This is a genomic window from Nonomuraea sp. NPDC001699 (assembly GCF_053596455.1).
Window position 1 is genome coordinate 143,559 of the sequence record NZ_JBSFGF010000010.1, and the last position, 19,258, is coordinate 162,816.

20 protein-coding genes are annotated in these 19,258 nt (G+C 70.9%); 9 read left to right on the top strand and 11 right to left on the bottom strand.

Annotation, left to right across the window (positions count from 1 at the left end):
* Positions 1 to 19 precede the first annotated feature (19 nt).
* From ACWCSU_RS28915 to ACWCSU_RS28940, 6 genes are all read left to right on the top strand, one after another.
* Positions 20 to 898: an alpha/beta fold hydrolase gene (locus tag ACWCSU_RS28915; protein ID WP_449939095.1), complete on the top strand. Its 879-nt coding sequence runs from the start codon at positions 20 to 22 to the stop codon at positions 896 to 898.
* A 31-nt stretch (positions 899 to 929) separates the two neighbouring features.
* Positions 930 to 1,394 carry a hypothetical protein gene (locus tag ACWCSU_RS28920; protein ID WP_449939098.1) on the top strand — a complete coding sequence of 155 codons (465 nt, stop codon included), beginning with the start codon at positions 930 to 932 and terminating at the stop codon, positions 1,392 to 1,394.
* Positions 1,395 to 1,462: 68 nt separating this feature from the next.
* A complete protein-coding gene (locus ACWCSU_RS28925) occupies positions 1,463 to 2,092 on the top strand; it encodes a hypothetical protein (protein ID WP_449939100.1) in 630 nt (209 codons plus the stop codon).
* A gap of 85 nt (positions 2,093 to 2,177) precedes the next feature.
* Complete coding sequence (locus ACWCSU_RS28930; RefSeq protein WP_449939102.1) at positions 2,178 to 3,095, top strand: ATP-binding cassette domain-containing protein; 918 nt, start codon at positions 2,178 to 2,180, stop codon at positions 3,093 to 3,095.
* Positions 3,092 to 4,657 (top strand): ABC transporter permease subunit, encoded by a 1,566-nt coding sequence (locus ACWCSU_RS28935; protein ID WP_449939103.1) that lies wholly within the window; start codon positions 3,092 to 3,094, stop codon positions 4,655 to 4,657. The genes ACWCSU_RS28930 and ACWCSU_RS28935 overlap by 4 nt, the downstream gene beginning before the upstream one ends.
* 43 nt (positions 4,658 to 4,700) lie before the next feature.
* Entirely contained in the window at positions 4,701 to 5,465 is a 765-nt protein-coding gene (locus tag ACWCSU_RS28940) for an ABC transporter permease (protein WP_449939105.1), read from the top strand.
* A gap of 63 nt (positions 5,466 to 5,528) precedes the next feature.
* Here the strand turns inward: ACWCSU_RS28940 and ACWCSU_RS28945 are convergent, their stop codons facing one another.
* Complete coding sequence (locus ACWCSU_RS28945; protein WP_449939107.1) at positions 5,529 to 6,782, bottom strand: hypothetical protein; 1,254 nt, start codon at positions 6,780 to 6,782, stop codon at positions 5,529 to 5,531.
* Between the two features lie 88 nt (positions 6,783 to 6,870).
* Positions 6,871 to 8,478 carry a hypothetical protein gene (locus ACWCSU_RS28950; RefSeq protein ID WP_449939109.1) on the bottom strand — a complete coding sequence of 536 codons (1,608 nt, stop codon included), beginning with the start codon at positions 8,476 to 8,478 and terminating at the stop codon, positions 6,871 to 6,873.
* Positions 8,479 to 8,617: 139 nt separating this feature from the next.
* On the opposite strand from ACWCSU_RS28950, the gene ACWCSU_RS28955 reads away from it, so the two are divergent.
* The gene (locus ACWCSU_RS28955; protein ID WP_449939112.1) at positions 8,618 to 9,280 is read left to right on the top strand and encodes a response regulator transcription factor; all 663 of its coding nucleotides are present in this window, start codon (positions 8,618 to 8,620) and stop codon (positions 9,278 to 9,280) included.
* Entirely contained in the window at positions 9,277 to 10,371 is a 1,095-nt protein-coding gene (locus ACWCSU_RS28960; RefSeq protein ID WP_449939114.1) for a sensor histidine kinase, read from the top strand. Before ACWCSU_RS28955 ends, ACWCSU_RS28960 begins: the two co-directional genes overlap by 4 nt.
* A gap of 84 nt (positions 10,372 to 10,455) precedes the next feature.
* On the opposite strand, the gene ACWCSU_RS28965 is transcribed toward ACWCSU_RS28960, so the two are convergent.
* The 7 genes from ACWCSU_RS28965 to ACWCSU_RS28995 all read right to left on the bottom strand — a co-directional run bounded on the left by ACWCSU_RS28965 (position 10,456) and on the right by ACWCSU_RS28995 (position 17,197).
* A complete protein-coding gene (locus tag ACWCSU_RS28965) occupies positions 10,456 to 12,093 on the bottom strand; it encodes a hypothetical protein (RefSeq protein WP_449939116.1) in 1,638 nt (545 codons plus the stop codon).
* A gap of 2 nt (positions 12,094 to 12,095) precedes the next feature.
* The gene (locus ACWCSU_RS28970) at positions 12,096 to 12,998 is read right to left on the bottom strand and encodes a hypothetical protein (RefSeq protein WP_449939119.1); all 903 of its coding nucleotides are present in this window, start codon (positions 12,996 to 12,998) and stop codon (positions 12,096 to 12,098) included.
* Between the two features lie 44 nt (positions 12,999 to 13,042).
* On the bottom strand, positions 13,043 to 13,960 hold the full coding sequence (locus tag ACWCSU_RS28975) for a hypothetical protein (RefSeq protein ID WP_364093575.1): 918 nt from the start codon (positions 13,958 to 13,960) through the stop codon (positions 13,043 to 13,045).
* Positions 13,961 to 14,034: 74 nt separating this feature from the next.
* Entirely contained in the window at positions 14,035 to 14,367 is a 333-nt protein-coding gene (locus ACWCSU_RS28980) for a hypothetical protein (protein WP_364093571.1), read from the bottom strand.
* 60 nt (positions 14,368 to 14,427) lie between these two features.
* Positions 14,428 to 15,558, bottom strand: a complete 1,131-nt coding sequence (locus tag ACWCSU_RS28985; protein ID WP_449939121.1) for a sensor histidine kinase — start codon at positions 15,556 to 15,558, stop codon at positions 14,428 to 14,430.
* Positions 15,555 to 16,613 (bottom strand): hypothetical protein, encoded by a 1,059-nt coding sequence (locus ACWCSU_RS28990; RefSeq protein WP_449939123.1) that lies wholly within the window; start codon positions 16,611 to 16,613, stop codon positions 15,555 to 15,557. Before ACWCSU_RS28990 ends, ACWCSU_RS28985 begins: the two co-directional genes overlap by 4 nt.
* Positions 16,610 to 17,197 (bottom strand): LuxR C-terminal-related transcriptional regulator, encoded by a 588-nt coding sequence (locus ACWCSU_RS28995; protein ID WP_449939125.1) that lies wholly within the window; start codon positions 17,195 to 17,197, stop codon positions 16,610 to 16,612. Before ACWCSU_RS28995 ends, ACWCSU_RS28990 begins: the two co-directional genes overlap by 4 nt.
* Positions 17,198 to 17,203: 6 nt before the next feature.
* Between ACWCSU_RS28995 and ACWCSU_RS29000 the strand changes: the two genes are divergently transcribed.
* Positions 17,204 to 17,521: a hypothetical protein gene (locus ACWCSU_RS29000; protein ID WP_449939128.1), complete on the top strand. Its 318-nt coding sequence runs from the start codon at positions 17,204 to 17,206 to the stop codon at positions 17,519 to 17,521.
* Between the two features lie 80 nt (positions 17,522 to 17,601).
* Here the strand turns inward: ACWCSU_RS29000 and ACWCSU_RS29005 are convergent, their stop codons facing one another.
* Together ACWCSU_RS29005 and ACWCSU_RS29010 are read right to left on the bottom strand one after the other, a co-directional pair.
* On the bottom strand, positions 17,602 to 18,123 hold the full coding sequence (locus tag ACWCSU_RS29005; RefSeq protein ID WP_449939130.1) for a hypothetical protein: 522 nt from the start codon (positions 18,121 to 18,123) through the stop codon (positions 17,602 to 17,604).
* A 562-nt stretch (positions 18,124 to 18,685) separates the two neighbouring features.
* Positions 18,686 to 19,213 carry a hypothetical protein gene (locus ACWCSU_RS29010; protein WP_449939132.1) on the bottom strand — a complete coding sequence of 176 codons (528 nt, stop codon included), beginning with the start codon at positions 19,211 to 19,213 and terminating at the stop codon, positions 18,686 to 18,688.
* Positions 19,214 to 19,258: the final 45 nt, after the last annotated feature.

Sequence of the window (19,258 nt, forward strand, 5' to 3'; positions counted from 1 at the left end):
GCAACGAAGGGAAGCCATCATGACCACGACCACCATCGGCTCGGTGACGTCGGCCGACGGCACCACGATCGGCTACCGCGAGATCGGGCACGGCCCCGGCCTGGTGATCCTGCACGGCGCCATGCAGACGGGAGACAGCCAGCTCGAACTGGCCGAGGCCCTGTCCCAGGACTTCACCTGCTACCTGCCCGACCGTCGCGGCCGCGGCCGCAGCGGTCCCGTCGGCCCCGGCTACGGCCTGCACCGGGAGGTGGAGGACCTGGAGGCGCTGATCGACGCCACCGGCGCACGCCACGTCGCGGGCGTGAGCTCAGGCGCGATCATCACGTTGCGCACCCTGCTCGTCCGCCCCGATCTGGACAGCGCCGTCGTCTTCGAGCCGCCGCTCTTCACCGACGGGTCGGCCCCGGCCGCCTGCCTGCCCCGCCTCGACCGGGAGATCGTGGAAGGCCGGACCGCGGCGGCGCTCGTCACCGGCATGAAGGCCGCCCGGCTCGGGCCGCCGATCTTCCAGGTCCTGCCGCGCCGGGTGCTCGAACTGCTGACCGGCCTGATGCTGAGGAGCGAGGGCAAGGACGCCGTGCCCGGCGGGCCACCGACGTTCGGACAGCTCGCTCCGACACTGCGCCAGGACATCCGGCTGGCCGCGGACGCGTCGGGCGACCTGACCGAGTACGGGACGGTACGGCCCGAGGTGCTGCTGCTCGGCGGCAGCAAGAGTCCCGCCTACCTGCGTGCCGCCCTGGAGCGGCTGGAACGGGTCCTGCCGCACGCCCGGCGCACGCTCCTGGAAGGGCTCGACCACAGCGCCACCGCGAACGCCGCCCAGCGCGGTCGCCCCGAGCGCGTGGCCGCGGTGATCCGCCACTTCCTCGGCCCCGGACGCGACGGTTCATGAACCACTGCCCGCACCCCACCACCTGAGACCGTTGCGCGCCTCGTCCCTCGACGGGCAACTGGACGTGCTGCTGACCGCGAGCTTCGCCTGGTACCAGCTGCTGATGACCGGCAGCCGCCTCGGGGCCGCCAGCGCACTGGTCGAGCGGGTGCTGCTCGACGACCGGGTGCCCGAGTCCGAACGGGTCCGGCTGCTGGTGGAGACCGAGGGCGCGATGTCGGCCGCGGAGGCCGTCGCCTGCCGGATCGACGACGGCGGCCCGGACGAGTCGACGCTCGCCGACTCGCTGTATGTCCGGTACTGCGTGCAGGACGCCCTCTCCCGGGTGGTCCCGCGTGCGGTCGAACTGCTCGGCGACCTCGACCCCACGGCCTCCGACGAGGTCGGCCACCTCGCCACCTGCGCCAATGAGCTGGCCCTGCAGCCGCCGGCACGGACCCGGATGACCGGTCCGCTGGCGGCGTACCTGGCCGGCGGGCCGCTCACCATCGCCTGACTCCGCTTCCCCGCGACGGACACGGACCTCACCACCCACCACGGCGGCCCGCAGATAGGATCGGCCGGGTGCGCCGGACGGATCTGACAGGGGCGGCCGACAGCGAATCCTGGGTCGGCCTCGGCCTGGAGCTTCAGCACGCGGCCCTGCCGGGACTGCGGCCGGAGGCGGCGAACGGGAATCGGATGGTCCTGTCGCAGGGGCCGGATGCGGTGCTGTTCGCCAAGATCGACGACGACCGAGGCGGAGTCGAATACTCCCGTACGGAGAACTACCGGTCACCCCTGGCTCCCTTGCGGGCCGCCGAGACGCGCGCGATCACCGAGCCGGGGCAACCGCCCTGGTACGCCCGCTGGGCGCATCGCTTCGCCGACGCCCTGGCGGCCTCCCCCATCGGTCCGTTCCACGAGGGGCGGTGGGTGCTCTCCCTGCGGCTTGCCGGGGAGGACGTGTCGGCCGACCGATGGCGTTCCCTGTTGCTCGTTGATCATCCAGACGGCTCCATCGACTGGTTCACCGGCTCATGGAAGGTCATGCCCCTGCGGCAGATGTCACCGCCCGGCCACGGCAGAGTGCAGGCCTACCGCAAGCAGGCTCGGGAGGGAATCCTGCCGCCCGCCTTGCTCTGGTGGTTCAGCGGGCTCCACTGCTACGTGATCCTGGACGGCCACGACCGTCTCGTCGCCGCTTTCGCATGAGTTCCAGGAGGCCGTGCCGGACCTGACAGCGATGTGACAGCCTCCGTTCGGCCCGTGTTACAGCCGGGCCCGTACAACCGATCGCATGCGAGCAACCATCGAAGTCAGCGGGCTGCGCAAACGATTCGGCTCGACCCTGGCGCTGGACGGCATGTCGTTCACCGTGCCGCCCGGCAAGGTCACCGGGTTCGTCGGCCCCAACGGGGCGGGCAAGTCCACCACGATGCGGGTGATCCTCGGCCTGGACGCGGCCGACGAGGGCCACGCGCTGATCGGCGGCCGGCCGTACACCAGCCTGCGCGACCCGCTCACCCACGTCGGCGCGCTGCTGGACGCCGGGGCGCTGCAGCCGAGCCGCACCGCGCGCAACCACCTGCTGTGGCTGGCCCACTCCCAGGGCCTGGACGGCAGGCGGGTCGACGAGGTGCTCCAGCAGGTGGGGATGCACTCCGCCGCCCGGCGCAAGGCGGGCGGCTTCTCGCTGGGCATGCGCCAACGGCTCGGCATCGCGGCCGCGCTGCTCGGGGATCCGCCGGTGCTCATGCTGGACGAGCCGGTCAACGGCCTTGATCCCGAGGGCATCGTGTGGATGCGCGGCTTCCTGCGGTCGCTGGCCGGCGAAGGGAGGGCCGTGCTGGTGTCCAGCCATCTGATGAGCGAACTGGAGGACACCGCCGACCATCTCGTGGTGGTGGGCAGGGGCCGCGTCATCGCCGACACCAGCGTGGCCGATCTCATCACGACCGCCTCCCGCGGCCGGGTCACACTGCGGACGGCGGCGCCCTCGGCGGCGATGTCCGTACTGGGCCAGGCCGGCGCCACGACGGCCGTCACCGATCGCGACACGATCGTCGTCTCAGGGCTGCCGTCGGAGCACGTCGTGGCCGTGCTCAACGCCAACGCGGTGCCGTTCTCCGAGGTGGCGACGCGTCGGGTGACGCTGGAGCAGGCGTACATGGACCTCACCGCCGATGCGGTCGAGTACCGGGGAACGGCACGATGAGCGCCTTTTCACACCGCTCGGAACCGCGGACCGGGCGCGGGGGGTTCGGGCGGTTGCTGCGCGCCGAGTGGACCAAGTTCAGGACGGTGCGCGGCTGGGTGGTCACCTTGACGGCGGCGGCGCTGGTCACCGTGCTGCTCGGGTTGCTGTCGGCGTCCAGCAACCACGCCTCGTGCAGCGCCGGTCCGGTCGAGGTCGCCTGTCCACCGCCTCTGACGGGGCCGGACGGCGAAGCGGTGGACGACAAGTTCTCCTTCGTGCATCGGCCGCTGGCCGGGGACGGCGGCATCACCGTCCGCCTCACCTCCATGACCGGCAGGATCCGTAAGCCCGACGTCACCCCAGGGGCGCGCAACGAGGTTGCCGGGCTCGTGCCGTGGGCGAAGGCCGGAGTCATGATCAAGGAGAGCACCAAGCAGGGCTCCGCCTACGCGGCGGTGATGATGACCGGCGCGCACGGGGTGCGGATGCAGCACAACTTCACCCATGACACGGCCGGCCGGCCGGGCGGCGTCTCCCGGCAGTCGCCGCGCTGGCTGCGGCTGACCCGCGCCGGCGACACCCTCACCGGGTACGAGTCCACCGACGGCACGCACTGGACCGAGATCGGCACCGCAGCCCTGGCCGGGCTACCGGCGACCGTCCAGGTCGGGTTGTTCGCGACCTCCCCCGGGGATCTGACGGTCACGCAGGGGGATCTCGGCGGGTCCGTCGCGGCGGCCCGCTTCACCGAAGCCACCGGCGAGTTCGACCAGGTCACGCTGCAGGGCAGCACACCTGGCGCGTGGCGCAACGACGACATCGGCGTCACCATCGGTCCCGATGGTGCCGAGCACCACCCGGGCCGCGCCGGCTGGTCCGGCGGCGCCTTCTCCGTCACTGGCGTCGGCGACATCGCGCCGGCCATCGAGGGCCCGACCCTCGAACGTCCCCTCAGCAGCGCGCTGACCGGCCTGATCCTGGTGATCGTGGTGGCGGTCATGTTCGTCACCGCCGAGTACCGGCACGGCCTGATCCGCCTCACCCTGCTGGCCGGCCCGCGCCGCGGCCGGACGCTGGCGGCCAAGGCGCTGGCGCTCGGCCTGGTCACCTTCGCGGCCGCCCTGCCCGCCACGGCGATCACCTTCACGGTCGGCGGGCGGATCCTGCGCGACAACGGCAACGCCGTCCTCCCGGTGTCCGGGCTCACCCAGGTGCGCATCGTGGTCGGCATGGCGGCGCTGTTCGCGCTGGCCGCCGTGCTCGCCCTCGCCCTCGGCGCGCTCCTGCGGCGCAGTGTCGCGGCGGTCATCACCGCCGTCGCGGTGATCGTGGTCCCGCATGTCCTCGCCACCACCTCGGTCCTGCCGGACAGCGCGGCGCAATGGCTGCTGCGCCTCACCCCGGCGGCCGGCTTCGCCACGCAGCAGAGCATCCCGCAGTACGCGCACGTGCTCGGCCACTACGCGCCCATCGCCGGGTTCTACCCGCTGCCGCCGTGGGCCGGTCTGGCCGTGCTGGCCGGTTATACCGCGCTCGCCCTCGGATCGGCCGTCCTTCGACTCCGCAGGAGGGACGCATGAGACATCCCCATGGGGACCTCCTCCGGTGTCGCGGGAGGAGTGCGTGAGAGAGCACCTGCATGCGGAGTGGACGAAACTCCGTACCCTGGCCGGCACCGGCCGGCTGCTGCTCACGGTCGTGGTGCTGACTGTCGCCGTCAGCGTCGCGGCCTCCGCCGTCGTGTCCTGTGCCTCGGAGGACTGCGGCTACGACCCCGCCAAGATCGGCCTGTTCGGGGTCCAGGTGAGCCAGGCGGTCGTCGCCATCCTGGCCGTCCTGGCGATCACCGACGAATACGGCACCGGCATGATCCGCCTCACCCTGACCGCCATGCCGCGCCGGACCGGCGTCCTGGCCGCCAAGGCGATCATTCTGGCCGGCTTGACCCTGATCGCCGGGAGCGTCGCCGTGCTCGCCTCCGCGCTGGCCGCGCGGCGCATCCTGCTCGACAACGGGTTCCCCGCCGACACGCTCCTCCTCACCAGCGGTCCCATGCTGCGCGCCGCCGTCGGCTCGGTCCTCTACCTGGCGCTGATCGCCCTATTCAGCCTGGGGGTCGCCACCGCCGTACGAGACTCCGCCACCGCCATCGGGGTCGTGCTCGGCCTGCTCTACCTCTTCCCCGCCCTCATTCTCGTGATCGCCGACGAGGACTGGCAGCGGCTCCTCTGGCAGATCTCCCCGATGAACGCCGGGCTCGCCATCCAGGCCACCACCGACCTCGCCGGCCTCCCGCTCAGCCCATGGGCCGGCCTGAGCGTACTCGCCGCTTGGGCCACCGCGGCGCTCCTGGGCGGCGGGCTGCTCCTGCGGATGCGCGACGCATAGCCGCCGGCCGGATCCCGGGCGACCCGTCCGGCTCCGGGGAGCCGGACGGGTAGCGGGGAGAGGTCAGGAGATGGTGAGGGTGCCGTTCGTGTTGCGGGCGCAGGTGACGATCGTGCGGGGCGCCGCGGCCAACGCGCCGGTCAGGCACTGGCCGAGGACCGTGTGGCCCGCGGCGTTGGGGTGCCACGACTCCTGGCAGGTCTGGAAGTAGGTGACGCAGGTGTTCGCCGCCCGCTGGATGCCGATCTTGTCCCAGCCGGACAGGCTCGTGATGAACGTGCCGGACGGCCCGTCCTGCACCCGGACCGGCGTCGCCAGCGCGCCCGCCGGGCTGTCGGGGTTCTCGCAGAGCCTGGCCCCGTCGAAGGCCTTCTGGACGTCCAGCACGCGCAGGTCGGCCGCCGGGCGTTCGGCCGCCAGCGTGGCGTACGCGTTCTTGACCAGGGAGCCGAGGTTCTGGGAGAACACGTGCCCAGGGGCGAGGCTCGCACGGTGGATCGGGCACCCGGCGGCGTAGCGCTCGGCGCCGAGGGCGCGGAACTTGTCGCGGGTGTCGGTGCGGCCGTCCTCGTCGTAGTACTGCGGGGCGACGTCGGGCGGCAGCGGGTTGGTGTAGGTCTGCAGAATCACCTGGTGGGTGCCGTCGGCGTCGATCTGGTCGAGGGTGTCGAGGATCTGGCGCAGGGCCGCGGCCGTCTCGGTGGTGGCGGCGGCGACCTCGGTGTCGGTGGCCAGGTCCGAGGCGGTGCAGGGTTTCTGCGGCACCTCGCCCTTCAGATAGGCCCAGAACTCCCACCAACCCGTCCAGGCGTCGGCGATGAAGCGGTTGGCGCACAGCGTGGCCACGTCGCCGAAGGTGAACTGGGTGTTGTTGGAGCCGAGTCCGACGAGGACGACGTCGATGTCGTGCGTCTGCGCGAGGGTGCGCAGCTGATTGAGTTGCGAGGCGACAGTGCGGCCCTCGTCCCGGGCGCTGGCGGGATTGGCGATGTCGGCGGGCTGGGCGCCGGAGCACGCGAGGTTGAAGCGTTGCTGGATGCCCGGGAGCGACGCCTTGAACACCGAGGCGTTCGCCGACCGGTGACAGAAGTAGGCGTTGCTGTTGGCCGCCGACCAGCCGGGGAAGGCCTGCGCCGTACCGGAGGCGTCGACGACGGGCTGGTAGTCCCCCGCGCCCTCCCCGCTGATGAAGCTGTCGCCGAGCGCTACGGCGGTGGTGGGCAGGGCCGCCTGCGCCGGTCCACTCTGCACGGCCTGGATGCCCGCCGCGCTCACCAGGAGCATGACAACCGCGGCGGCACGCTGGAGGAACCCCACAAGCGCCTCATTTCCTACTAAATAAGTACGAAATTCGCATATGTGGATCACAACATGCCGGACCAAGGGCGTCAACATGCCCGTGGGGTCAATCAGCGTGGACGGCGTGCGGCACCTTCCTACGGGATGCGGCCATCGCCGACCCAAGGATGAAGGCGGCGTATCCGCAGGCCACGGCCAAGCCCGCCCAGGGTGGGAGCGGGTGATACCCGGCCAGCAGTGACGGGCCCACGTCCACATGCGCGAACGTAGGGACGCTCTGCGTGATCGCGAAGCCGGCGGCAGGGGTGATCATCAGTAGCCACGGCGCCAGACCCGCGGTCGCCAGCAGGTACGGCACGACGACCAGCACGACGGCCAGCCCGACGGCGACGACGGCCCGCTTGACCAGCGCGGCCAGGCCCAGAGCCAGCACGGCGGCGGCCGCCGTCAGCGCCGCGTAGCCGACGATCATCCGCAGTTCGGTGCCCGGCGTGATCGGCTGGACCGGGTTCCGATTCGCACGCAACATCGCCAGACCGGCCGGGACCACGACCCCCGAGCTCACCAGCCCCGCCACGAACGCGACCACGCCGACCACCGCGGCCCTGGCCGCCAGCAGCCGCGCCGGATGCGGCTCACCCCGATGCGGCTCACCCCGATGCGGCTCACCCCGATGCGGCTCACCCTGATGCGGCTCACCCTGATGCGGCTCGGCCGGTGGGCCGGGCCTGGTCGGTCGGCGACGGTGTTCCGCCGTGACGAACGTGACCGCCGCCACGAGCAGCGGGATCAGTCCCACGGCCCCGCCGATCAGCATGAGGTCGGCGCGCAGACCGCCCTCGACCGTGGCGGGCCCGATGTCACCGCTCCCGGTCACGATGAGCTTGTCGCCGGACTCGACGACCCCGCCCGGGTGATGGGGGGTCCTGCCGTCGGACTCCAGGACGACGCCGACGTCGTCGTGGCGCCACGAACCGTTCGCGCCCCGCAGCTCGATCCGGTCGAAGGTGGCGGTGGTCTGGGCGAAGGCCTGCGCCATGTCCCACAAGGCGCCTGGCGAGGTGGCGAACGGCCCGATCTCGACCGTCTCCGGCAGCCCGGTCAACTCGGCCGTGCCGATCTCCGTCCACGTCTTGCCGTCGTCCGACTCGTAGCCGGTGATGGTGTCGCCCGACCTGGTAAGCCGCAGCCACTGCGGACCGTTGTGCGGACCGCCGGGGACGTCGTGGACGTAGTCGTACTGCATCCGCACGCCGTGATCCCCGGTGAGCATGACGGCGGCATACGGTGACCCCTGCTTGAGGCTCTGCCTGACCAGGAGGCCGGCCTTGGCCCACGGCACCACCCCCTCCTTGACGTTGCGCACCCCGGGTACCGCGTCCGGCAGCCGGATCTGCCCGGTCATGTCCGACACGCGGGCGGTGATGCTGCCGTTCCCCTTGAGCGGCTGGTGCACGAAGTAGTACTTGTCCCTCACCGCCGTGCCGTCGGGTCCCACCAAGGGCGGGGGGCAGGGGCCCTCGCCCGTCCCGGTCACGCAGGCACTGTGGGCGCCCCCGGCGATCAGCAGTCCGAGCGACACGGTGACCAGCACGGAGGCCGCCACGGCGAGCACCCTGCCCCGGGCGGAGCGGAACCTGACCCACTCCGCGCGCAACATCTGGAGGAAGCGCCCGGACGGCGGGCCGGATCGGTGAGGCGAGAACGAACTCATGCCGACGGTTGTACGCGGCCCCCGGTTCCAGCCGGGTCGCGGCCGCCGCGACCCGGCTGCGACCGGGCGTCTGGCATCGTTGGCCCATGGCACCCCGACCCGGCGGCCCCGCCCGCACGACGACCTGCGGTGAGCGCCGATGAGGGTCCTCGTCGTCGAGGACTTCGAGGTCCTCGCCCGCTCCCTCGGAACCGGGCTGCGCCGCGAGGGCATGGCCGTCGACGTCGTCCTGGACGGAACCGCCGCCCTCGACCGCCTGGCCGCCACCCGCTACGACGTGGTGATCCTCGACCGCGACCTGCCCGGCGTCCACGGCGACGAGATCTGCCGGCGACTCACCCACAGCCGCGGCACGACCCGCGTGCTGATGCTCACCGCCTCCGGCACGATCGAGGACCGCGTCAACGGGCTCAGCCTCGGCGCCGATGACTATCTGCCCAAGCCGTTCGCGTTCGCCGAACTGGTCGCCCGCGTCCGTGCCCTGGGCCGCCGGGCCACCCCGCCGCTGCCGCCGACCCTGTCGTGCGGGGACATCACCCTGGATCCGGGCCGCCGTGTCGCGTCACGGGCCGGGCGGCGCCTTGAGCTGAGCCCCAGGGAGTTCGCCCTGCTCGAATGCCTGCTCGCCGTGCCCGGCCTGGTCATCTCGGCCGAGGAGCTGCTCGAACGCGTCTGGGACGAGGCCGCCGACCCCTTCACCAGCGCCGTCAAGCACACCATGCACCGGCTGCGCGCCAAACTCGGCGATCCGCCCGTGATCGAGACCGTCCGTGCGGGCGGCTACCGCATCGGGCCGTCATGACCTCGCGGCGGCGCGCCAGAAGATCCCTTCAGACGCGGCTGGCACTCGCCTACGCGGCGGGCTTCTACGCCGCCGGCGTCTTCGTGCTCGTCCTCGTCGCCGTCCCGCTCGCCGGCATCGATGCGGCGACACCCGTAGGGCGCCCCTCATCGAGTGCGATCACCGGGACCGGGCCCGGGATCAGCCTGACCCAGCTCCTCACGGGATCCGCCGTCGCTCTGGTCCTTCTGGTTCCCGTCGCCCTGGCGCTCGGCTGGTTCGTCTCCGGCCGGTTCCTGCGCCCGCTGCGCGCCATCACCGCGACCGCCGAGATCATCTCGACCGGAAGCCTCGACCGGCGCCTCGACCTCGGCGAGCCCATCGACGAGCTGACCGAACTCGGCCACACCCTCGACGACCTGTTCGCCCGCCTTCAGGCCTCCTTCGACGCCCAACGCCACTTCGTCGCCAACGCCTCCCACGAGCTGCGCACCCCTCTCGCCGGCCTGCGCACCCTGCTCGAAGTCGTCCTCGCCGACCCCGATGCCGACACCGGCACCCTGCGCTCGGCCTGCCAGGAGGCCCTCGCTCTCGGCGAGCACCAGGAGCGGCTCGTCCAGGCACTGCTCGCCCTGGCCACCAGCGAGCGCGGCGTCGCCCGCCGGGTCACCCTCGACCTGGCCCACATCGTCGAGGGAGTGCTCGCCTCCCGCCGCCGTCAAGCCACGGAACAAGGCATCGACCTCGCCGAACACCTGACGCCGGCGGTGACGGCCGGGGACCCGGGACTGGTCGAAAGCCTCGTCGCCAACCTCATCGACAACGCCATCCGTCACAACCACCCGGACGGGCAGATACAGATCACCACCCGGACCTCCGGCACGCAGGTGGCCCTGACGGTCACCAACAGCGGGCCGGTCATCCCCGAAGGCGACCTCCAGCGCCTCTTCCAGCCCTTCCAGAAGCTGGCGCCCGATCGTCGCGGCCTCAGCGACGGCTACGGCCTCGGCCTCGCCATCGTGAACGCCGTCACGCAGGCCCACCGCGCCCGCCTTGCCGTCCGCGCACGCCCCGAAGGCGGCTTGTCCATCACCGTGCACTTCACGCAGTGAAGACCTCTCGCCGACTGCCGCACCGGCTCATGAGGGTTCGGGACGATGCAAGGACCTGTGCTCGGGCGCGATCCGAGGCCGGCCTCATTCGGTGCGCAGGCGCGCGGCCAGGATCTTCGCGTACTTCATGGTCGCCTGCTCGTCGTCCTCGACCCGCAGGACGACGACGAGCCCGCCCGCCGCCACGAGGGCCTGATCCCGCTGGTTGTGCACGTTCACGTCGGGCCGCAGGTACGCGCCCTTCCCGAGGTCCGGCGGGCGGCGCATGAGGGGACCGTACTGCTCGTCGGACGCGCGCACGGCGGCCAGGATCCGGTCGGCGAACGAAGGCGTGGACGACAGCCAGGCGACGCCGATCCGGACGACATGCTCGTGTTCGTCGTGCGGGATCAGCGTGCAGGTGGCGTGTGGGGCGGAGAACCGGGCCGCCGGCCGGCGGTCGTACGGCCTGCCGCCACCGGGCAGCGTGTTCTCCGGGAGCAGCGTGCACGGGTCCGGCCAGGCGTCGAAGCGCGTTCCGTACACCTGGACCGCCTTCTCCTCGCGGTCCGCCCCCTCCAGGCGGTGAACGGTCACCGCGGGCCCGTCCGCTCCGACCGCTCTGACGACCACGGAGTCGCCCGCGACGCCGAGAATCGTGGCACCCCGTCGATGGACCGGGAGCGGAAAGATCGCGCGTCGCCCGTCCGCCAGCGAGCGGACGTCGAGGAACGTCACGACGTCGTCGGTGTTCGGGTTCAGGAGCGAATAGGCGAATCGGTGATCCGGGCTCACCACGGAGTCCTCGTCGTCGATGTCGAATCCCGCCACGCCGGGTTGCCTCCAGAGCGGCTTCGCCGTCCCGTCATAGGCCGTCAGCGACCGGCCGTCCTTGCCCGCCACGATGACCAGGCCGCCCTCCGGACGCCGGATCACCTGATCCACCGTGAGGCCGGCGCCGGGGACGCGGTGCCGTACGACGCCACCGGCTCCGACGAGTTCCAGCCCGCCGGAGGATTCCCGTACGACCAGATCCCCCAGCGCCCCGCGCAACGCGGTCGTCTTCCACTCACCGACGCGTTCCTCCAGCACCTGCGTGCCGTCGCGCGCGTCGAGGACCAGACGCCTGTAGCCGGGCTCGCCCCCGCATTGCTCGTCCAGGACGGCGTACCGTCCCCATGACTCAAGACCGGTGGGGGCGCAGTCCAGTGGCTTCTCCCATGCCGTCCGCCCGCTGTCCGGCAGCAGCGCCTGAATGGTCGAACCCCACGTCAGGACCGCCTTGCCGCCGGCGACCACCAGGGCGTTCGCGTGCACCGGCAGCACCCGTGTCCACAGGTTCCGGTCCCGGCCCACGCCGAATCCGGTCACGACGCCGGGGCCCGACCGGTTCCCCGCCTGGACGAGGACGGAGCCGGCCAGCACCGACAGGTCGTCGTCGAGGGGAAAGTCCTGGCGCCAGAACCGGGTCCGCCCGGTGGCCACATCGTGCGCCTCCAGGTCTCCGGACAGCGACGGGGTCGGCCCGCTCGGCAGGATCACCTCGGTTCCCACGACCGCCGCGAGACGCGTGGGCAGGCCACCGGCGAGCCTGGGCGAGGCGAACGACCACGTCTGGCTGATCCGGGTGGGCAAGGGCGGCGTCGGCGGCGTCGCCCACCAGGCGGAAAGCGGTGACAAGTTCGCCGCGACGGCGATGGCCGCCGCCGCGACCAGCGCCATCACCGGCAGGAGACGCCGCACGCTCAGCATCCCGGCCCCCTGGCGCCCTGCGCGAACCGGGCTGCGACCTCAGGCGCGCGCAGGGCGCGGTAGCCTCGCGAGCCTCCTGCCGGGACGTACACCGTGCCGTACGTCCCGGGCGTGACGGCGCTCGTCACCCGGAACGGCCTGCCGTCGGCGTCGAAGACCTCCCTGGTCTCCGTCCTGCCGTCGTACGCGTAGTCGATCAGGATGGTGAAGTCGTAGACGCCGCGTCCCGGGATCACCGTCATGTCGAGCGTCTGCTGTTCGTCCCGCTTCAGCGAGATGGTCCTGGTCTCGAAGTACGGGCGGCTGCTCGGCGGCGCGCCCAGGAAGGCCGGTGACAGCGGATCGAGACGCGCCACCATCTCGACCGTGTCCTCCTCCCCTTGCGTCTCGCAGGCGAGGAGGACGGCAGTCAGCGGCTTGCCGACGCGCTTGACGATCGGGCGGGCGCCGACGATTCGTACCGCCTTGCGCCCGCCGGTCAGCTCCACCCGCACCACGGCCTTGCCCACCACGGCGCCCTCGTGCCGCCGCACCAGGCCGAGCAGTTGTCCCTCCTCGGTCTGTCCGCCGAGGAGGACGCTCCTGTCGGCCCCGCGCGGGCTCGTCCCGAGCGCCATGGTGGGCAGCTGCCCGCGCAACTCGATGACGGTCACGCCGAGGGCCGGGCGTCCGAGGGCTTCGTTCACGTGGTCGCCGGCCGCACCCGCGTCGGCAACCACGCCGAACAGCGTCGTGGACCAGCCTCCCCCCACCGCGAGCGCGATCGCGGCGCACCCCGTCGCCAGCCATGCGAACTTCTTGCCCCATTTCGGGCCGGCCGGCGTTCCGGCGTCAGCCTCTCGTGCCGCGTTCGCCTGGTCGTCATGACGCTCTGGACGATCATCACGCGATTTCATCCGACATCCTGTCCGTGGCTGGAATCGGGGGGAGGGCAGCAGGGTCACAAGGACTTCTGGTCCCAGGGAATCGAGGCGAACCAGAGCCGGGGGATCCAGCTCGGCACGTTCGCGTCATGGACCAGGTTGGTATAGGTCCGCTTCTCCCTCGGGCCCGGGTTGGGAAGGGCGGCGCCGTAGGCCGTGAGGATCTTGTAGGTGTGGTCCATGCAGTTGTTGGCGAGAATGAGATAACCGCCGTTCTCCGCGGCGGAGACGGCCGCTCTGGCGGCTGACTCCTTCCACGCGGATACCTCGGCGCATTTGTACTGGCTGTATCCCTCGGCCTTGCGGAACGCCTCCCGCATCGTGGTGAGGTTGCCCGAGCCCCGCCAGGCTCCGTTGTCCTTGCCCGGGTCGATCTTCCACTGGGCCGTGGGGTTCTCCGTGGCGCCGTAGACGTACTCGTCCCGGCCGACCTGGAATCCCCAGCCGACATGGCCCAGCGTCACCGGGCCGACCGCCGGGCGCTTCGGCGCGAGGAAGACGCAGGCCTGCCCTGTCTTGAGCGGCTCCTCGGCGTCGGGCGTGCCCTTCCGGCCCTCGCGGGCGTCGTCCGGTTCCCTGGTACGCCGGCTGCCGCACTCGGGCACCTGGGTGGTGATGTCGCCGCCGGTGTCGAGCCAGACGTCGGGAATGTACCCGGTCCTGCCGTCGATCTCGGTGTAGTTCCAGTACGGGTTGGTACCGCCCCACCCGCTGATGCTCTGGCTGCCGCGCACGTAGCAACTGACCGTGCCCCGGTGACCGGTCGGGATCCGTGCGGGCACCTTCGAATCGACGCGCGGTTCCGACCGCAGGCCCACGTCGGGCACGGCGCGGACGACGCCGGTCACGACGGCGGCGTCGGCCGCGGACTGGCCGGCCAGGGCGGTGGCGAGCGGGAGGAGCGCCAGCAGAACGGTGCTTCGTTTCCAGAACATGTTCTCTCCCGGAGGGGGGTGGGTGGTCGTCGTGGACCATTTATCGCACCCGGCCACTGTGCCGCCGAGCCGGTCTAGCGAACGTCGTCCATGGCCCGGTGGCAGGCGGCCAGGGTGGCCGCGCAGGCCAGACGGAGCTGCTCCGCGCCGACGGAGGCGGCCAGCTCGACCGCCTCGCGGGCCAGGGGCAGGGCCTCGGCCGCCCGGTCCAGGGCCAGCAGGTAGCGGGCGGCCCCGTGCAGCGCGCGGGCCAGCAGGCGTGGTTGCTCCGGCGTCAGGCCGCGGAGCAGCACGATCGCCTCCGTCGTCGTGTCCAGGGCGAGCCTGAGGTGTCCGCCGGCGAACTCGTGCTCCGATCGCGTGTACAGCTCCAGCGCCCGTTCGAAGGTCTCTTCCATCCGGTTCACGAGGCGCCTCCCGACGTCCAGCAGGCCCCTGCTTCCCGTGGTGCCGTACTCACATCCAGATCATGGACGTACGGCACCACTCGCGTCTGTCCCGGCCCCTGTCCCCATTTCGGGGGACAGAGGAAGGACGATCTCCACAGTGACGCCCCTCCCCGGCGCGGAGTCGATGATCACCGTTCCGCCCGCGCTCTCGATCCGGCCCTCGATCGACTGCCCGAGACCGAAACCTGGCCCGTGCCCGCGGGTGAAGCCACACCCGTCGTCGGCCACCCGTACCACGAGCCGTCCACCCAACAGTCGCGCGGTCACCTGGGCGTGCCTGGTGCCGGCGTGCTTGACCACGTTGGCCAGGGCCTCCTGAACAGCTCCAGCCATCGCGGCGACGCTGCCGGCAGGCAACGGCGGGCTGTCAGCGAGGTCGGAGACCACCTCCAGGCCGAGTGCCCGCGCACGCGTGATCACCGCCGTCAGGGATTCGCGCACGGTCGAGGGACCGTCTTCCCCCTCCAGGTATCGACGCAGCCAAACGGCCTGGTCGGCGACGTGTCCACGCAGTTGCGGATCGGCGACCTGATGCTCCCCCGTCAGCCGGTCGAACAGCCGCAGCACCCGTTCACTGATCAGCTCGGCGTGGGCGGCGCGCTCTTGCTGCGCGGCCAGGTCCGCCGCCGCCTCGACCGCCTTCTCCCGGGCGGCGTCCACCTCGTCGGAGTAGTTCCGCAGGGTCCTGGCCACGTACCACGACATCACGGCGATGACGGGCAGGCCGACCGCCACGGCGGGGCGCTCGGGCTGCGGCACGCCGGCCGAGACCGCCACCGTCAGCGGCGTGATCGAGCCAACGAGGAGCGGAGCGGAAGCCAGGGCGAGACCCGCGCCGACGACGACCACATAGGCGTAGGGGAAGGTCCACCACTGACCGGTGGCGGGACTGCAGAACACGGCCGTGACCGCGACGAAGACCGCGTCCGCGACGAAGATCCACCCCGGTGAGAGGGCACGACGGCGGGCGACCCACACCACGAGCGCCGTCGCCTCCACGACGGCGGCGGCGAGGAAGAGAGGGAACCCGTCGAGACGGCCGCTGACGGCCGCCGCCACCAGTTGCACGCCGTACCCCGCCCGCAGGGCGACGAGGGCCAGCATCAGCGAGTGCTCGGTGCCCTTCCTGCCGAGCGCGTACGGCCTCATGGCCGGGCCACCCGGAACTCGACGTCGCTGCCCTCGCCCGGTGTGAAGATCACCTCGGTTTCCACCCCGGGATGTGCCCCCTCCTGGGCGGGCGGCCCCGGGTGGGTGATCGTGACCAGCGGGCCTGCGTCCACGACCTCAGCGAAGATCACGACTTTGCCCGGGACCCGCTCCGCCGCGGCCAGCCTGGTGACGTATTCGCGGACCGCGGTGGCGATCTCCTCCGGCACCGCCGGCCCGTCCGGCGATGTCAGCTCGGCAGCGAGACCGAGGCGGCGGGCATGGTCCGCGACCGCGCCCATTCCACCGTCCCCAGCCGTACCCCGCCCGCCTGAGCCGATGAGCGTTCTGAGCCGCCCCGCCTCGGCCCTGACCTGATCCCGCAACTCCGACCCCGCGACCCGTCCCTGGTGACCGAGCAGTTCCAAGGTCTGGAGCACCTGGTCATGGATGACGCGGGCGTGCGCGGCCCGCTCCCTCACGATCGCGGCCGCAGCCTCGGCGGTCATCGCCTCCTGGCGCGCCGCGTCCACCTCCGCTCCCCTTCTGCGTACGGCTCGCGCCACGAGAACCCCCACCATCGTGTTGACGGTGAGCGTGGCCAGGTCGAAGGAGGCGTCCGGAAGAGGATTGCCGGTCATCGGCGCGGCCGCGGTGACCGCGACCAGCATCGGCGCCAGCGCGGGCAGGGAGACGCGCCATCCGCCGCCGCCCAATCCGATCCCGATGACGTACGGCACCGCGTAGTCGAACGGCCAGTTGTCCCACTCGTGCGGCCGGGCGCTGCCTGTCAGCACGGCCAGCGTCATCGCGGCGAGGAACAGCCCGTCGGCCAGCACGGCCCAGCCCGGCGGCAGCCTGCCAGCCCGCCACGACAGCCCGGTCACCACCGCGCTCTCGGCCAGCGCGACCGCCATCAGCCAGTGGCGGGACTCGCCGCTCAACGCCATGGCCACGACGATGACCGCCGACGTGGTCCTGACGACCGTGAACGCCACGAGCAGCCAGCGTTCGGCGGCCGCCACGCCACCGGCGAGGCCGGCCGCGCCGCTCATTCCCCCGGAGGACGCAGGCCGAGTTCGTCCGCCGCGCGAACGAGGTCCGCCATCGCCCCCAGCCCCAGCTTGACCCTGATGCGCTTGATCAACGTGTCGACGGTCGACTCCGCCACGCCCATTCTGCTGGCGGTCTGCCTGCGGGTCCGCCCCTTGGCCAGATGAGCCAGCACTTCGGCTTCCCTCGGCGACAACGCCGGCCTGCCCGCCAGCAGCGAGGAGGGAGTGGCGAGCTGGCCGTGCAGGATGCCGGCCAGCCCGCTGCCGAGCACGAACCCCCCTGAGGCCACCGACACCACGGCGGCGTGGAACTCAGCGGGTTCGGAACTCTTGGTCAGATAGCCGCTGGCCCCCGCCTGGATGGCCGCCACCACGTCGGCCTGCTCGCCCGAGACCGACATCACCAGAACTCTGGACCTGGCCGACCAGTCGGCGATGACCGGTACCGATGGCCTGCCGTTCTGCAGATAGAGATCCAGCAGCAGGACATCCGCCTCATGGGGCACCTTGGCCGGGTCCGCGGTGCTCGCCACGACGGTGACCTGCGACGACTGCTCGAAGAAGCGGGTGATGCCTTCAAGCATGAATGGGTGATCGTCCACGACAGCGAGCTTGATCACTGCCCTGCCTTCATAGGGGTGGTCATATCAATTCATTCTTTACCCACCGGACATCGCGATCAAGAAATCGGCACCTCCTCATCTCCGTTTTCGTGGCACTTCATTCTCGGCGCCGGCAGGGCGGGGGACGCTGTCATCCGCGGGACCTCCCATCCTGGTCAGGCGGCCGAAGAGCCCGTGCTGCTCGAAGATGTGCGGCCGTTGAACCGGCCCCGGGAGGCACGGTATGAACAGGGTGGCCTCCTGGTGCAGTGCTGCGCGGATGCCGTCCTGCACCTGACCTCCTGAGGCTCTGGCTCACTTTGATGATCAATCACTCAGGGTGGGCCCGGCACGATGTCAGTGGGATCTGGACGCTCGTTGACCGTTCAGGTGGGGCGGCCCTTGTAGCCTTCGCCGGCGAAATCGAGGTCGCGTTTGCGCAAGTGCGTCTCCACGTCGAATTCATCGGCGAAGCTCCAGCTATGACGATCGCTATGGGTGACGCCGTCGATGGTGTGTTCTTCGGTGACCTTGGTACCGGAGGCTGTGATGGTGATGACGTCGCTGCCCCAGGCGGGGTTGGCGTTTTCGCGGGTGTAGGTGAAGCTCTTCACAATGAGGGGAGGCAGGTAGTCCTGCGCCGCTTCGCCAAGCTCGTGACGGTGGATCTGGATCGTCACTCCGTGGATGGAATCCCACTCTGCTATCACCACGAGGTCGTCCACGTTCGCAGGCTGCCAGCCTTCAGCCTCGGTCGGTTCCCAATCGCTGTTGGTCCAAGCCTCGGCATGCTCGGCGAACCGGCCCGTCAGGTCTGCCCGATCGACGCTCTGGGGGCACCAGGCCACCTCGTCCCAACGCTCGATGACAAACAAGCCGCTGGGGGTCTCGTAGAGGGTGACAGCCATGGTCCTCTCCTGAGAGCTGAGGGTGATCGGGTCGACGGCGGTGACTGGGCCCCGCGGCATGGCACACGTTGCTCCAGGTGCGGATCGTCGCGATCTTGTAACGGGCCTCACATCAAGGTAGCCGCTCGTCAACGATCTGGGTAAAACGTGGATGTTCTGAAGTTGAGGACATCGGCAGTGCCGTACTCATCGTTGTGCGTACCACGGCGGCCGAGGCCTCGTGTCCGGCGTGCCGGACGCTCTCGGCCCGGGCGCACAGCCGGTATCGCCGGACGAAGCGCGAGCGCCTCGTGTGGCATACGTGAGCGGGCACGGCAGGATGACCCACTGTGTTCCATCGCCTGGGCTGGTACCAGCGGGAAGCCATGTTGATCTTGCCGGAGCCCGGATCGGTGTAGGCACCCTGGTAGCCGAGGGCGCGGGCGGCGCCGCTTCCAGATTGCGGCGCACGTACGGCGTCGCGGTGGTGACCATGAAGAGCCGGGATGAGGAATTCACCTACGCCGGCCGAGACGGAGAACGTCGAGCGCCTCGCCGCGCGCCCATAGCCGATCGTGACGCGTCACCGGAGCGCGGCGGGCGACATCTTCTGCCTCCTGTCCTCGAGCTCCTTGCATCTGGGCTCGTTCCAGCTCGCTCGCTTGAGGCAGTCGATGAGCGCTCGCCTGTCGCCCTTGCACCCTGCGACAGAGGCTCCGGGCTCGTCGAGGCAGTCCAGATAGAAGTATCCGTAGTCACCGCATTCGAACACGGAGACACGATCGCCCGAACAATCGAGCATGTCGAGGGCGATCATTTTGCAGGCGGCCGGGTTCTGCCGATAGATCTCGTGGCAGTCGTCATGCAGTTGAACGGCGGTGCGGCACGCAGTCAGCCCCCAATTGGCATGTGTCGTCCCGCTGCATTCCACGAAGGCCGCGTAGGCCCGGTCACATGCCGGGGCGCTGTCCCTGTCCCGGCACTCCGTGAGCAACGGCCTGACTGGCGCACCGGACACGTATATGGCCACGACGGTCGCGGCGCCCAGCAGGGTCACCAGCGCTACCAGGATGATGACCGCTTTTCTCTTCGAGAGCACCGCAATCCTCACAGATCATCGCGCGATCCATCAGAGGCTACCGAAGTACCGGAGTCG